Source organism: Nonomuraea sp. NPDC047529, from assembly GCF_040642995.1.
Lineage (GTDB): Bacteria > Actinomycetota > Actinomycetes > Streptosporangiales > Streptosporangiaceae > Nonomuraea.
The window spans coordinates 26234-39836 of the sequence record NZ_JBEYTJ010000025.1; the positions used below are offsets into that span (position 1 = coordinate 26234).

Sequence of the window (13603 nt, forward strand, 5' to 3'; positions counted from 1 at the left end):
CACTGATGACGCAACTTCGGCTGGAAAGGGAACTGTCCTGTACCCTCTGGGCTGTGAGTGGGACGACGCGGGCCCTGCGGTCCGACGCGGAGCGGACGGTCAGGACGATCCTGGAGGCCGCCGAACGGGTGCTCAGCAGGAACCCGGCGGCCAGCATGGAGCAGATCGCCGAGGCGGCCGGGGTGGCGCGCACCACCGTCCACCGGCGCTTCGCCTCCAGGGACGCACTGGTGGAGGCGATGACGGAGTGGGCGACCCGGCAGTTCGCCGCCGCCGTGGACGCCGCCCGTCCCGAGCAGGCGCCGCCGCTGGTGGCGCTCTACCAGGTGACGGCGAACGTGCTGCGGGTGAAGATCGACTGGGGGTTCGCGATGAGCCGCGCGTCGGTGGCCGGAGTGGTGGGGACGGAGGTGGCCCGGGTGCACTCCGAGGTCGAGGCGAGGTGCGACCAGCTGTTCCGGCAGGCGCGGACCACCGGGGTGCTGCGGGAGGACGTGGAGCCGGAGTGGGCCCGGCGGGTCTACTACGCGCTGATCCACGAGGCGGCGCAGAGCCGGGACGGAGAGCCGGAGGCGCTGGCCGCGCGGCTGGTGGACACCATGCTCCGGGGCCTGGGCCCAGGCCCCGGCCTCCCACCCGCCCCCACCGTGCCCTCTGTTCCCGCGCCCACCCCGACCGCGCCCACCCCGACCGCGCCCACCCCGACCGCGCCCCCTGCGCCCGACCCCACCGCGCCCGCCCCCTGACTCCGCCCCCTTCCTCCGCGGTGAGCCTGCCCGGCGGGCCGGGCGGCTCCTGGCCCTTCCGCTGGCGGGAGCTTCGAGCCCGTCCGAGAGTGGCCCGTCGACCCGGTGCTCGTGTCGCCCGCCGTGCTTCGCTCAGGGTTTGCGGGTCAGGGCGTCGCGGCGTTCCTCCGGCCGGCGTTCGGGGTGGGGCCATGGGTTCGGACGGCAGCGGCCCAGCGACTTGGACTGCTGGACCATCACCGGAGCCGGCCGGCCCGGGCCGGGGCAGGCGCGGTGGCCGTGTCCCAGGCTGTGGCCGACCTCGTGGCTGATGACGTAGTCGCGGTAGGCGGCCAGGTCGCCGTCGTACTGGGGGACGCCGTCCGCCCAGCGGACCGCGTTGATGACCGAGCGGGTCCCGTTCCAGCACGACAACGTGCCGCCGGTGCGCAGCGGCAGGCACTGGCGGACGGTCAGCTCCGGGCTGGACAACGCCACCCGGACCCGTACCGGACCGTGGTCGACGCGCTGGAAGCGGGCCCATCCGCGCGGGTCGTTGAGTGTCCGGTGCACGGCCGCCGCGAACACGGCCCCGTCGATCGGCAGGCCGCGTTCGACCTCCACCAGGTAGCGCACCACCTCACCCTCTCCGGGCCGGGCGGCCGCGCCGCCGGGCACCACGGCGTACGAGCCCGAAGCGGCGTACGGCACCTTGACGTGCTCCGCGGGAAGCGGAGTCGGCGCGGGGACGGAGGGACGGGGCGGAGGCGTGACGGACGGCGCGGGAGTGATCCGCTTTCCAGAGCCCTCGGGCCCGTCCGCTCGTTCCGGGGCGGAGGCGCATCCGGCCGCCAGCAGCACAATGATCAGCAGCGCGAGCAGCGGCAACGCGGCCTCCCCACGAGATCACGATGGGGAGGAATCCACCATATCCGCGCAGTGCTGCATGGATCATGCCGGGGTCCGGCCAACGCCGGCCTACCCGCCTACACCCCCTTCCGGACGCGGCCCAGCCACGGATGGCCTCCCGGCCGTCCTTCATGCGGCGTCCGGCCGGTCACTCGCGGGCGGGTCAGACGGCGGGCGGCGCGTAGGGGGTGAGGTCGATGGGAGACTGTTCGTCGAGGGCCAGCCTGGCCACGAGCTCGCCGGTGAACGGGCCGGCCGTCAGGCCGTACGCGCTCAGCCCCGTCGCCACCACCACCCGGGGGGTGAGCCGGCCGATGAGGGCGGGGCCGGGGGCGTTGACCGGGCGCAGGCCGACCCTGGTCTCCGACACCGTCGCCCCGAACAGGCCGGGCGCCACCCGCAACCCCGCCGCGATCACCTCGTCGAGCCCGCCCATCGTGACCCGCGGCGCGAACCCGACGTCCTCCACGGTCGCGCCGATCACGACCCGCGAGCCGGGGAACCCCAGCAGGTACGGCCCGCTCCTGGGCAGCACGATGGGCCAGAACGCGGTGTCCACGCCGTCGAGCGTGGCGTGCAGGATCTGCCCCCGCCGGGGGAACACCGGGAGCTCCACCCCGAGCGGACGGCACACCTCGCCGGTCCACGCCCCCGCGGCCACGATCACGACGTCCGCCTCCAGCGGGACGCCCTCGTCGGCGGGCGCCCGATCGGCCGCGGGAAACCCGGCGGGCTCGGCCGGACGGGCGGGCCGGACGGGCGCGGCAGGCTGGACGGATTCGGCGGGCGCGGGCGGGATCGGCGCGGGGCCCTCCGGGGAGCCGTCAGGGGGACCGCCGAAGGGGGCGTCGCCCGCCGCTGCGACCGGCCCCTCGGCGGACGCCTCAAGGGGGCTCTCGGTCAGGTCCCCGGTGGAGGACGGCGTGAGAGGGGCGGCCTGCCGCCAGGAGGCGGTCTCGCCGCCCGCCGCCTCGGCACCGGGGCCGGTCCACTGCCGCCCGTCGCCCGCCGGGGGCTCCTCGTCGGCGGCGTGCAGGCGTACCCGCCCGTCGGGGGTGAGGACGGCGTCGCCCCTCAGCACCTCGGCGCCCTGGGCGACGGCGGCGCGCAACAGCGCGTCACGCACGGCGCCGCCGTCCACCCGGGCGGCGCCGGGCACGAGCAGCGCGCTGAGGTCGTCGGACAGCGGCGGGAACAGGTCGGACGGCGTGAGCACGTCGGTGACCTCGCCCATCTCGGGCGCGTCGGCGTAGCGGCGGCGCAGCAGCGCGCGCACCGGTTCGAGATCGACCGGGTCCTCCGCCACGAGCAGGGCCCCGACCTTGGCGTAGCCGATGTCCTCGCCCAGGGCCTCGACCAGCGCCGGGTAGTGGCGGGCGCCCTCCTTGGTCAGCCGGTACCAGGCGTCGTCCTCCGGATGGTCCACCCAGGGGCACACGATGCCCGCGCCCGCCTGGGTCGCCTGCCCCTGGGAACCGCGGTCCACCACGGTCACGGCCACGCCACGGCCGCTCAGGTAGTAGGCCGCGCTCGCTCCGACGATCCCGCTGCCGATCACCACAACACGCATGGACCCATGATCGCAGGCGTGGGTGACCTCGGACGATGACCGGATCGTGCGCTTACCATCCGGATACTCCCTCACGCCCATCCATGGGGTCAGGGACCCGGCGGCGCGGTCAGCCCACGCCCCACCCGTGCGTCTGCATGAGGACGGACGCCACCCGCGCGAACCGGTCGCCGTCGAGCACCGCGCCCTCGCGGCGGATGTCGGCCTCGTCGAGCACGAAGACCCGGTCGAGCCGCAGGTACGACACCCGCCCGTCGCGGCCCCACGCGCCGACCTCCAGCCAGTCGGGGCCGTCGTCGCCCTTGCTGGACAACATCATGCCGAGCAGCCTGCGCCCGGTACGGCCCACGACCAGCAGCGGCCTGTCCTTGCCCCGCGACGGATCCTCCTCGTACGGCACCCACGCCCACACGATCTCCCCCGGATCGGCCAGGCCGTCGAGGTCGGGGGAGTAGGCCAGAGTGACGGGCCCGTTGAGCGAGTGGACCTCGCGTACGACGCCCCGGTCGGGCCGGGGGTCCTCACCTAGATCACGCATTGTGGGAGCCTACGGCGGCGGGCCGCCCGAAATCCACCCGGCCTCAGGGAACGGGGGAGGCCAGCAGACGGCGTAAGGCCGCCGGGGTGTGGCCGACGTGGCGGCGAACCGTGCGGGTCAGGTGGGCCTGGTCGGCGAACCCGAGGTCGGCGGCGAGCGCGGCCAGGCCGGTCTCGCCGCTCTCCAGCCGGTCGAGCGCCCGGCTCACGCGCACCCGGTTGCGGTAGTGGGTCAGCGAGACGCCCAGCTCGCGGGTGAAGGCCCGGCTGAGCCGGTAGGGGGAGACGGCCAGGAGCTCCGCCAGCGGCAACAGCCCGGCGGCCGCCGGATGATCGGCCGAGATCGCCTCGCGGGCGGCCTCGGCGATGGCGGCGGGGGAGCGGACAGGGGAACGGACAGGGGAACGGGCGGGGGAGCCGGCAGGGCCGGGGGCGGGCGTGGGCGCGGCGGCCGGGGTGGCGGGCCCGGCCAGCTGGGTGAGGGTGGCGCTGGTCAGTGACAGGAGGGACTCGACCAGCGCGAAGTCGGGGTCTCCCGCGCGGGCGGCGGCCAGCAGGCGCCGGTGCGCGAGCTCGAAGCGGGCGTCGACGTAGACGGTCGGGCGGGCGAGCCGGGTGCCGTCGCCCGCCAGCGTGCGCCAGAGCGCGGGGGACAAGGACAGGGAGGTGCAGACGTCGCCGCCCGCCGGGTGGGCGAAGCGCTCCTCCTCGCCGGGCGCGCCCAGGTAGGCCATCGTCGGGTCCACGGCGGCCGGGCGGCCGTCGGCCATGCGGCGGAACGCGCCGCGGTGGACCAGCACCATGCGGTGGGCGCGGCCGACCTCGGGCCGTGACCAGCCTCGGTGGTCGTCGACGCAGGTCACCAGGTCGAGGGTGAAGCCCTTCCCACGGGCCAGCTGTCTGGAGGATCGCACCCGCCGAACGTTACGCGCCGCCTCCGACAATCTCCCCCGCCACGGCCCGGGGCCTGTGGCGCCTGGGGGCATGGCATCGGCGGAGATACGGGGTGGAGGGGTGGAGGTGAGGGGTGGAGGCGTGGGGTGGATCGGGCGAGGCAACTCCGGAAAGGGCGTGGAGCGGAGGTGTGGTGGGGCGGGCGAGTGTGCGGCGGTAGGGGGCGGGCGGGGTGCAAGGATGTTCAAGACCCGGTGTCGTCGTCACCGGCAAGGTGGGCGACATGACAACGATGATTTCCTCCATAGTCGTCGACTGCGCCGACCCCGTCGCCCTGGCGGCCTTCTACGCCAAGGCGACCGGCTGGCAGGTCGCCGGCTCCGACCCCGAGTACGCCACCGTCACCGGCGGCCCCGTGCAGCTGGCCTTCCAGCGGATCGACGGCTACCAGGGCCCGGGCTGGCCGAACGACGGCAAGCACCTGCATCTCGACCTCACCGTCCCCGACGTCGCGGAGGCGAAGCGGACGTTGGTCGCCCTGGGCGCCACCCTGCCCGACCAGCAGCCGGGCGGTGACGAGTGGACGGTGGTGCTCGACCCCGAGGGTCACCCGTTCTGCGTGATGGCCGGCTAGAGCCCGGCGAAGAACGCCCTGACGTCCTCGGCCAGCAGATCGGGGGCCTGGAGGGCGGCGTAGTGACCGCCGCGCGCCGGCTCCGACCAGCGCACCACGTTGTGGGAGCGCTCGGCGTAACGGCGGACCGTGCTGTCGCCCGGGAAGACGGCCACGGCCGTCGGCGTCCTGCCGGGCTCGGCGGGCGGCGCCCAGTCGCCGCCGCTCTCGCGGTACAGGCGCGCCGAGGAGCCGGCGGTGCCGGTCAGCCAGGTGATGGTGACATCGGTCAGGACGTCGTCGGGGGCGACCCCGCCGACGTCCTGGCCCCAGCTCGCGAACGCGTCCAGGTGCCAGGCGAGCTGGCCGGCGGGTGAGTCGGCCAGGGCGTAGGCCAGGGTCTGCGGCCTGGTGCCCTGGACGGCGGCGTAGCCGGAGAACTCGCGGTGCCAGCGCTCGATCCGCCGCGCGCGCTCGGTCTCGGCCTCGGTCAGTCCGGACAGGTCGTCGGAGACGAAGGCCGTGAGCGCGTTCAGGTGCACGCCCACCACCCGGTCGGGGACCGTCCGGGCCAGCGCGGGGGAGACGAGCGAGCCGAAGTCGCCGCCCTGGAGGCCGTACCGGTCGTAGCCGAGGCGGTCCATGAGCTCGATCCAGGCGGCGGCGACGCGGCGCACGCCCCAGCCGGTCTCGGTGGTGGGGCCGGAGAAGGCGAAGCCGGGCACGGACGGGATGACGAGGTGGAAGTCCCGGGCGAGCGGCTCGGCCACCCGGGAGAAGTCGGCGAACGTGCTGGGCCAGCCGTGCGTCAGCAGCAGCGGCAGCGCGTCCGGGCGCGGCGAGCGTACGTGGGCGAAGTGCACGCGCTGGCCGTCGATCTCGGTCGTGTACTGCGGCAGCTCGTTGAGCCGCGCCTCGTGCGCCCGCCAGTCGTAGCCGTCCAGCCAGTACGCGGCCAGCTCGCGCACGGCCTCGGGCGGCACGCCGTAGGACCAGCCGACCCCGTCCAGGGCGTCCGGCCAGCGCGTACGGTCCAGCCGCGCCCGCAGGTCGTCGATCGCGGACTGTGGGACGTCGATGACGAATCGGTTCATGCCACCCACGCTAGGCACCATTGCGGTCAGGAACGGGCCACAATGGACAGTGTGCTCGACACCTCGGCGCGGCTCCTGCGCCTGCTCTCCCTCCTGCAGACCCGGCGCGAGTGGCCCGGCGCGGAGCTGTCGAACCGGCTCGGCGTGGCCCCGCGCACGCTGCGCCGCGACATCGAACGGCTGCGCGGCCTCGGCTACCCGGTGGGCTCCACGCCGGGGGTGGCCGGCGGCTACCGGCTCGGTCCGGGCGCGGAGCTGCCGCCGCTGCTACTCGACGACGAGGAGGCGGTGGCCGTCGCGGTCGGCCTGCGCACGGCCGCGGGCGGCACGGTGACCGGCATCGAGGAGACCTCGCTGCGCGCCCTGGCCAAGCTCGAACAGGTGCTGCCCGCCCGCCTGCGGCAGCGCGTGAACGCCCTGCAGACGCACACCGTGCGCGTCGGCGGGCAGGGCCCGACGGTCGATCCCGAGCTGCTGATCCGCATCACCGCCGCCTGCCGCGACCGCGAGCAGCTCCGCTTCGACTACACCGACCACGAGGGCGCCGTCACGCTGCGGAAGGCCGAGCCGCACAGCCTGGTCAGCAAGGGCAACCGCTGGTACCTGGTCGGCTGGGACGTCGACCGCCAGGACTGGCGCACGTACCGGGCCGACCGGATCGAGGTGCGCACGCCGAACGGCCCGCGCTTCGCCCCGCGCGAGCCGCCGGAGGCCGACGTCGCCGCCTGGGTGCGGCACCGGCTCGGCCACGAGATGTGGCCGGTCCAGGCCCGTTTCCTCATCCACGCGCCCGCCGCACACCTGGCCGGCCGCGTCGCCGGCCAGGTCGAGCCCATGGACGAGGCCCGCTGCGTGCTCACCATGCGCGGCGACGACCTGCACCTGATGGCCGTGGCCGTGGCCTTCCTCGACGTCGACTTCGAGGTGCTCGAACCGGCCGAGCTGAAGGAGCGCCTGCGCGCACTGGGACGGCGGCTGCTCTCTTCTAGAATATGATTCGGTGATGGCGACGTCAGCGTTCTTCACGCGCAAGGAGGGCGAGTTCGTGCCCGCCCCGCACGCGCGCAGCCCCTGGTCCCCCGACATGCTCCACGGCCGTCTGCTCGGCGGCCTGGCCGCGAGCGCCCTGGAGGAGCGGCACGCCGAGCCCGGCCTGCACTTCGCCAGGCTGACCGTCGACCTGTTCCGCAACAGCCCGATGCTGCCGGTGACGGTGGAGACCACCCTGGTCAGGGACGGGCGGCGGATCCGGGTCGCCGACGCCGTGCTCTCCACCGCGCAGGGCGTGATCGGCCGGGCCTCGGCCGTGCTGCTCCGGCAGGGCGAGCAGCCCGGCGGCAGGCTGCCGCACACGCCCGCCTGGGACGAGCCGCCGCCCGCCGGCGCCCCGGCCGAGGGGCAGGGCTGGAATCCGCCGTTCGACCTGTGGCGGCTGACCGACTGGGGCCAGGGCGGGCGCGACCGGGTGTGGCTGCGGGAGACGCACCCCCTGGTGGACGACGAGCCGCTGACGCCGCTCACCCGCGCCGCCCTGGCCGCCGACTTCGCCAGCCCGCTGGCCAACGTCGGCTCGGCGGGCGTCAGCTTCATCAACGCCGACTACACGCTGACGCTGGCCCGCCTGCCCGAGGGCGAGCTGATCGGCGTCGAGGCCGGCGGCCACCTCAGCGCGGAAGGTGTGGCGACCGGCCAGGTCACCCTGCACGACACGACGGGCCCGATCGGGTTCTGCGTGGTCACGGCGGTCGCCAACCCGGTCGCCCTGACCGGCCGCTGACCTCCCGGCGACCACCCGGCGACCTCCCGGCGAGCGAGGTCAGGCGGGGCTCTCGGTGCGGTCGCCCGACCAGTCGGTGTGGAAGGCGCCCTCCCGGTCGACCCGGTGGTAGGTGTGCGCGCCGAAGTAGTCGCGCAGTCCCTGCACCAGCGCGGCCGGCAGGCGGTCGCGGCGCAGCCCGTCGTAGTAGGCCAGCGCGGAGGAGAAGCCCGGCGTCGGCACGCCGATCCGCACGGCCGTGGTCACCACGCGCCGCCACGCCTCCTGCGCGGCGTTCAGCGCGGCGGCGAAGGTGGGGTCGGCCAGCAGCGTCGGGAGCTGCCGGTCGGCGTCGTACGCGGTGCGGATGCGGTCGAGGAACTTGGCCCGGATGATGCAGCCGCCGCGCCAGATGGTGGCCATGGCGCCGGGGTCGACGTCCCAGCCGTACTCCTTGGAGGCGGCGGCGATCTGGTCGAAGCCCTGCGCGTAGGCGACGATCTTGGACGCGTACAGGGCCTGGCGGACGTCCTCGATCAGCTCGCGCCCGCCGACGCCGGACAGCTTCGGGCCCTCCAGCGACGCGGCGGCGGCGCGCTGCTCGGGGTGGCCCGACAGCGCGCGGGCGAAGACCGCCTCGGCGATGCCGGTCACCGGGACGCCCAGGTCGAGCGCGCTCTGCACGGTCCAGCGGCCGGTGCCCTTCTGCTCGGCCTGGTCCACCACGACGTCCACGAACGGCTTGCCCGTGGCCGCGTCCACCTGCTCCAGCACCTCGGCGGTGATCTCGATCAGGTACGAGTCCAGCTCACCCCGGTTCCACTCCCTGAACACCTCGGCCAGCTCGGCCGGCGTCGCGCCCAGGGCCTGGCGCAGCAGGTCGTAGGACTCGGCGATGAGCTGCATGTCCGAGTACTCGATGCCGTTGTGCACCATCTTCACGAAGTGCCCGGCGCCGTCGGGGCCGACGTGCACCGCACACGGCACCCCGTCCACCTTGGCCGAGATGTCCTGCAGGATCGGGCCCAGCGCCTCCCACGACTCCTTCGAGCCGCCCGGCATGATGCTCGGGCCGAGCAGCGCGCCCTCCTCGCCGCCGGAGATGCCGGTGCCGACGAAATGGATGCCACGCTCGCGCAGCGCCGCCTCACGCCGCCGGGTGTCCTGGAAATGCGCGTTGCCGCCGTCGACGATCATGTCGCCCGGCTCCATCAGCTCGGCGAGCTGGTCGATCACCGCGTCGGTGCCCGGACCGGCCTTCACCATGATGATCGCCCGCCGCGGCCGCTTCAGCGACGCCACGAACGCGGCCAGCTCCTCGGCCGGCAGGAACGTGCCCTCCCCGCCGAACTCCCTGACCAACTGCTGGGTACGGGCCGTCGTGCGGTTGTGCACGGCGACGGCGTACCCGTGCCTGGCCAGGTTCCTGGCCAGGTTCCGCCCCATGGTGGCCAGGCCGGTGACGCCGATGTCTGCCAAATCCATCTCAATGCTCCTCTGTGGGGGATACGCACGATCAAGCTGGGAGGCTCGGCGAGATATTCCCCCGTCGCTCAGGAGGGGGAGCGCACGCCGAGCTCGTCCAGCCTGTCGAGCATGTCCGCCGGGTCGGCGTACACGCGGAAGGCCCCGGCGCGTTCGAGCTCGTCCCTGCCATATCCACCGGACAGCAGCCCGATGCCGAGCGCGCCCGCCCGGCGGGCGGCCAGCAGGTCCCAGACGCTGTCGCCCACCACCATCGCATGCAGCGGGTCCACCTGGACGAGCGCCGCACCGGCCAGGAACAGATCCGGGTCCGGCTTGGCCCGCCGCACCAGGTCGCGGGTGACCATCGGGGTGTCCTCCGGCAGGCCGAGCATGCCCAGCGCGAGCCGGGCCGTACGGGCGTAGCCGCTGGTCGCGATGGCCCACGGCACGCCGCGCGAGCTCAGCTCGCCGAGCAGCTCGGCGGCCCCCGGCAGCGGCCGCACGGACTCCACCTGCTGCTCGTACGCCTCGGCGTGGGTGACCTGCAGCTCGTCGATCTGCTCCGGAGTCAGCTTCAACCCGGTCTCGCGCAGCAGCGCGCTGACGAACAGGCCGCCGCTCATGCCGATGCGCCGGTGGATGCGCCACACCGACAGGTCGATCCCCATCCCGGACAGCGCCTGCCGCCAGGCGATGACGTGCTGGTAGACGCTGTCGATCAGGGTGCCGTCCAGGTCGAACAGGAACGCGGGCGTGGGGGCCTGCGGGAAGTCGTTCATGACGTCCATGACACCATGTGAGGCATGCGGATCATCATCGCGGGTGGGCACGGGAAGATCGCGTTGAGGCTGGCCGAGCGGCTCGGGTCCGGCGCGGTCGGCCTGGTGCGCAACCCCGCGCACGTGGCCGACGTCGAGGCCACGGGGGCCGAGGCCGTGCTGTGCGACCTGGAGAGGGCCACGGCCGACGAGGTGACGGAGATCCTGCGCGGCGGCGACGCCGTGATCTTCGCGGCCGGCGCGGGCCCCGGCAGCGGCGCGGCCCGCAAGGACACCGTCGACCGGGCCGCGTCCGTGCTGATGGCCGACGCCGCCGAGCGTGCGGGCGCGCGGCGCTTCATCCAGATCTCCTCCATGGGCGCCGGCCGCCCGCCCGCGCCGGGCAGCGACGCGGTCTGGGCCGCCTACATCGAGGCCAAGACCGCCGCCGAGGACGACCTGCGCGCCCGCGACGGCCTGGCCTGGACGATCCTGCGCCCCGGCCGCCTGACCGACGAGCCGGGCACGGGCCTGGTCCGGCTGGCCCCCGAGGTGCCGCCCGGCTCGGTGCCCCGCGACGACGTGGCCGCCGTCGTCCTCGCGCTCCTGGACAATCCGGGCACCGCGCATCGGACGCTGGAGCTTGTTTCGGGCGAAACTCCTGTCATCGATCTGGTGGCCACTGAGTAATGCGTCCCTTTTGCCGATTGCTGGCTATGACTTGCGGCTTCTTCGGCTAGATGTCCCCCTGATGCACTAGGGGGAGATCAAATGTCGGACATGCCGTTCAGGTCGTTCTTCGGGGGAGATCCGTTCAGGGGGTTCGAGGAGCTCACCGGGCGGGTGTTCGGCGGGATGGAAGGCTGGCCGCCGTCGCGTCCCGGCGTGCAGCGGGTCGACGTGGGCAAGCTGCTCAGCGCCTCGGCGAGGGAAGTGCTCAGCCGGGCGCTGGAGGTGGCCGGGCAGCGCGGCGCGCAGGACATGGACGTCCTCGACATCCTCGACGCGCTGACCGAGTCCGACGCCACCCGCCCGCTGATGCAGGCGGCGGGCATCGACCTCGGCAGGCTGCGCGACCGCATCGACGCCCTGACCGGGCCCGGCACGGGGACCGAGCCGCCGACCACGCTCTCCCCGGCGGCCAAACGCGCCGTCCTGGACGCCCAGCGCATCTCCCGGGCCCTCCAGTCGTCCTACATCGGCCCCGAGCACCTGCTGCTCGCCGTGGCCGCCAACCCCGACTCCGGCGCCGCCCGCCTGCTCCAGGAGCAGGGCGTCTCGGCCAACGAGCTGCAGCAGGCCATCATGTCCGGCGCCTCCCGCCAGCAGCACGGCGACGGGCGGCAGCCCACCGATACCCCCGCGCTCGACGAGTACGGCCGCGACCTGACCGAGGAGGCCAGGCAGGGCAGGATCGACCCGGTCGTCGGCCGCGAGGACGAGATCGAGCAGGCCATCGAGGTGCTCTCGCGCCGCACCAAGAACAACCCGTGCCTGATCGGCGAGCCCGGCGTCGGCAAGACCGCCATCGTCGAGGGCATCGCCCAGCGCATCGTCAACGGCAGCGTGCCCGACACGCTCAAGGACCGCCGCGTCGTCGCGCTGGACCTGACCGGCATGGTCGCCGGGTCGAAGTACCGGGGCGAGTTCGAGGAGCGCATCAAGAAGGTCATCGACGAGGTGCGCGCGCACGCCGACGAGACCATCGTCTTCATCGACGAGGTGCACACCCTGGTCGGCGCCGGCTCGGCCGAGGGCGGCATGGACGCCGCCAACATCCTCAAGCCCGCCCTGGCCCGCGGCGAGCTGCACGTCATCGCCGCCACCACCATCGACGAGTACCGCAAGAACATCGAGAAGGACGCCGCGCTCGAACGCCGCTTCCAGCCGATCCTGGTCAGCGAGCCCACCGTCGAGCAGACGGTGGAGATCCTGGCCGGGCTGCGCGACGCGTACGAGGCCCACCACCAGGTGCGCATCACCGACGAGGCCCTGGACGCCGCCGCCAACCTCTCGGCCCGCTACATCTCCGACCGTTTCCTGCCCGACAAGGCCATCGACCTGATGGACCAGGCCTCGGCCCGGGTCCGGCTGCGCTCGCGCACCCCCGGCAGCGACGTGCGCGAGCTGGAGGAACGCCTCGACGCGCTGCGCCGCGACAAGGACCAGGCGGTCACCTCCGACGACTTCGACCGCGCCAAGGAGCTCACGGTCCAGATCGACAAACTCCGCCCCGAGCTGGACCGCGCCCGGCAGGGCCACGACGCCGTCCCGCAGGTCATGGTGGAGGACATCGCCGAGGTCGTCTCCCGGCGTACCGGCATCCCCGTCACCCAGCTCACCGAGCAGGAGCGCGAGCGCCTGATGCGGCTGGAGGAGCACCTGCACGAGCGGGTGATCGGCCAGGACGAGGCCGTCGTCGCCATCGCCGAGGCGGTGCGCAGGGCCAGGGCGGGCCTGTCGGACCCGAACCGGCCCATCGGCAGCTTCCTGTTCCTCGGCCCGACCGGCGTCGGCAAGACCGAGCTGGCCAGGGCACTGGCCGCCGCGCTGTTCGGCGGCGAGGACCACATGGTGCGCATCGACATGAGCGAGTTCCAGGAGCGGCACACCGTCTCTCGGCTGATCGGCGCGCCCCCCGGGTACGTCGGCTACGAGGAGGCCGGCCAGCTCACCGAGGCCGTACGCCGCCGCCCGCACGGCGTCATCCTGCTCGACGAGATCGAGAAGGCCCACCCCGACGTCATGAACATCCTGCTCCAGATGCTCGACGACGGCCGCCTGACCGACGGCCAGGGCCGCACGGTGGACTTCACCAACACCATCGTCATCATGACCAGCAACATCGGCGCCCAGCTCATCCTGGACGCCGAGGGCGACTCCGCGCAGCTCCAGGACCAGCTCATGGACCTGCTGCGCCACTCCCTGCGCCCCGAGCTGCTCAACCGCATCGACGAGGTGATCGTCTTCAAGCGGCTGGAGCGCGAGCAGCTCCGCCAGATCGTGGACCTGCTGCTGGAGCGCACCCGTCAGCGGCTGCGCGGCCAGGACGTCACCCTGGAGGTCAGCGACGAGGCCAAGGACTGGCTGGCCCGGCGCGGCTACCAGCCCGAGTTCGGCGCCCGCCCGCTGCGCCGCACCGTGCAGCGGGAACTGGACAACCGCCTGTCCACGATGCTGCTGACCGGCGAGGTGGGCGAGGGCGGCAAGGTCACCGTGGACGTCGAGGGCGACGAACTCCGGCTCAGGGCCCACAACCCGGAGCCGGTCGGCTGAGAAC

The 13603-nt window shown here is 73.9% G+C and carries 13 protein-coding genes; 6 read left to right on the top strand and 7 right to left on the bottom strand.

Translation table 11 applies throughout. The features are described from left to right. The first annotated feature begins 53 nt into the window (after positions 1–53). Complete coding sequence (locus tag ABZ815_RS32520) at positions 54–746, top strand: helix-turn-helix domain-containing protein (protein ID WP_357704684.1); 693 nt, start codon at positions 54–56, stop codon at positions 744–746. A 132-nt stretch (positions 747–878) separates the two neighbouring features. Here the strand turns inward: ABZ815_RS32520 and ABZ815_RS32525 are convergent, their stop codons facing one another. The 4 genes from ABZ815_RS32525 to ABZ815_RS32540 form a co-directional block, all read right to left on the bottom strand. After that, the gene (locus tag ABZ815_RS32525; RefSeq protein WP_357704686.1) at positions 879–1613 is read right to left on the bottom strand and encodes a DUF3152 domain-containing protein; all 735 of its coding nucleotides are present in this window, start codon (positions 1611–1613) and stop codon (positions 879–881) included. A gap of 184 nt (positions 1614–1797) precedes the next feature. Further along, positions 1798–3204 carry an FAD-dependent oxidoreductase gene (locus tag ABZ815_RS32530; RefSeq protein WP_357704688.1) on the bottom strand — a complete coding sequence of 469 codons (1407 nt, stop codon included), beginning with the start codon at positions 3202–3204 and terminating at the stop codon, positions 1798–1800. Between the two features lie 109 nt (positions 3205–3313). Then, positions 3314–3742 (bottom strand): type II toxin-antitoxin system PemK/MazF family toxin, encoded by a 429-nt coding sequence (locus tag ABZ815_RS32535; RefSeq protein WP_357704690.1) that lies wholly within the window; start codon positions 3740–3742, stop codon positions 3314–3316. A gap of 43 nt (positions 3743–3785) precedes the next feature. Continuing rightward, positions 3786–4655: a helix-turn-helix transcriptional regulator gene (locus tag ABZ815_RS32540; protein ID WP_357704692.1), complete on the bottom strand. Its 870-nt coding sequence runs from the start codon at positions 4653–4655 to the stop codon at positions 3786–3788. A gap of 263 nt (positions 4656–4918) precedes the next feature. On the opposite strand from ABZ815_RS32540, the gene ABZ815_RS32545 reads away from it, so the two are divergent. Then, positions 4919–5269 (top strand): VOC family protein, encoded by a 351-nt coding sequence (locus ABZ815_RS32545; protein ID WP_357704694.1) that lies wholly within the window; start codon positions 4919–4921, stop codon positions 5267–5269. On the opposite strand, the gene ABZ815_RS32550 is transcribed toward ABZ815_RS32545, so the two are convergent. Then, positions 5266–6342 carry an epoxide hydrolase family protein gene (locus tag ABZ815_RS32550; protein ID WP_357704696.1) on the bottom strand — a complete coding sequence of 359 codons (1077 nt, stop codon included), beginning with the start codon at positions 6340–6342 and terminating at the stop codon, positions 5266–5268. The genes ABZ815_RS32545 and ABZ815_RS32550 overlap by 4 nt on opposite strands. Positions 6343–6393: 51 nt before the next feature. Here ABZ815_RS32550 and ABZ815_RS32555 point away from each other — a divergent pair, with 51 nt between their 5' ends. Together ABZ815_RS32555 and ABZ815_RS32560 are read left to right on the top strand one after the other, a co-directional pair. Beyond that, on the top strand, positions 6394–7338 hold the full coding sequence (locus tag ABZ815_RS32555) for a YafY family protein (protein ID WP_357704945.1): 945 nt from the start codon (positions 6394–6396) through the stop codon (positions 7336–7338). Positions 7339–7345: 7 nt separating this feature from the next. Then, entirely contained in the window at positions 7346–8119 is a 774-nt protein-coding gene (locus tag ABZ815_RS32560; RefSeq protein WP_357704698.1) for an acyl-CoA thioesterase domain-containing protein, read from the top strand. 39 nt (positions 8120–8158) lie between these two features. Here the strand turns inward: ABZ815_RS32560 and gndA are convergent, their stop codons facing one another. Together gndA and ABZ815_RS32570 are read right to left on the bottom strand one after the other, a co-directional pair. Further along, positions 8159–9583: an NADP-dependent phosphogluconate dehydrogenase gene (gene gndA, locus ABZ815_RS32565; protein WP_357704700.1), complete on the bottom strand. Its 1425-nt coding sequence runs from the start codon at positions 9581–9583 to the stop codon at positions 8159–8161. 68 nt (positions 9584–9651) lie between these two features. Beyond that, the gene (locus ABZ815_RS32570; RefSeq protein ID WP_357704948.1) at positions 9652–10344 is read right to left on the bottom strand and encodes an HAD family hydrolase; all 693 of its coding nucleotides are present in this window, start codon (positions 10342–10344) and stop codon (positions 9652–9654) included. A 24-nt stretch (positions 10345–10368) separates the two neighbouring features. Here ABZ815_RS32570 and ABZ815_RS32575 point away from each other — a divergent pair, with 24 nt between their 5' ends. Both ABZ815_RS32575 and ABZ815_RS32580 read left to right on the top strand, forming a co-directional pair. Beyond that, a complete protein-coding gene (locus tag ABZ815_RS32575; RefSeq protein ID WP_357704702.1) occupies positions 10369–11013 on the top strand; it encodes an SDR family oxidoreductase in 645 nt (214 codons plus the stop codon). A gap of 81 nt (positions 11014–11094) precedes the next feature. After that, positions 11095–13599 carry an ATP-dependent Clp protease ATP-binding subunit gene (locus tag ABZ815_RS32580; protein ID WP_357704704.1) on the top strand — a complete coding sequence of 835 codons (2505 nt, stop codon included), beginning with the start codon at positions 11095–11097 and terminating at the stop codon, positions 13597–13599. The last annotated feature ends 4 nt before the right edge of the window (positions 13600–13603 follow it).

Excerpts from the sequence above, each read along its gene's own strand:
- ABZ815_RS32560 (WP_357704698.1), top strand. The coding sequence starts at position 7,346 with ATGGCGACGTCAGCGTTCTTCACGCGCAAGGAGGGCGAGTTCGTGCCC.
- ABZ815_RS32545 (WP_357704694.1), top strand. The coding sequence starts at position 4,919 with ATGACAACGATGATTTCCTCCATAGTCGTCGACTGCGCCGACCCCGTC.
- ABZ815_RS32575 (WP_357704702.1), top strand. The coding sequence starts at position 10,369 with ATGCGGATCATCATCGCGGGTGGGCACGGGAAGATCGCGTTGAGGCTG.
- ABZ815_RS32570 (WP_357704948.1), bottom strand. The coding sequence starts at position 10,344 with ATGAACGACTTCCCGCAGGCCCCCACGCCCGCGTTCCTGTTCGACCTG.
- gndA (WP_357704700.1), bottom strand. The coding sequence starts at position 9,583 with ATGGATTTGGCAGACATCGGCGTCACCGGCCTGGCCACCATGGGGCGG.
- ABZ815_RS32530 (WP_357704688.1), bottom strand. The coding sequence starts at position 3,204 with ATGCGTGTTGTGGTGATCGGCAGCGGGATCGTCGGAGCGAGCGCGGCC.
- ABZ815_RS32550 (WP_357704696.1), bottom strand. The coding sequence starts at position 6,342 with ATGAACCGATTCGTCATCGACGTCCCACAGTCCGCGATCGACGACCTG.
- ABZ815_RS32535 (WP_357704690.1), bottom strand. The coding sequence starts at position 3,742 with ATGCGTGATCTAGGTGAGGACCCCCGGCCCGACCGGGGCGTCGTACGC.
- ABZ815_RS32580 (WP_357704704.1), top strand. The coding sequence starts at position 11,095 with ATGTCGGACATGCCGTTCAGGTCGTTCTTCGGGGGAGATCCGTTCAGG.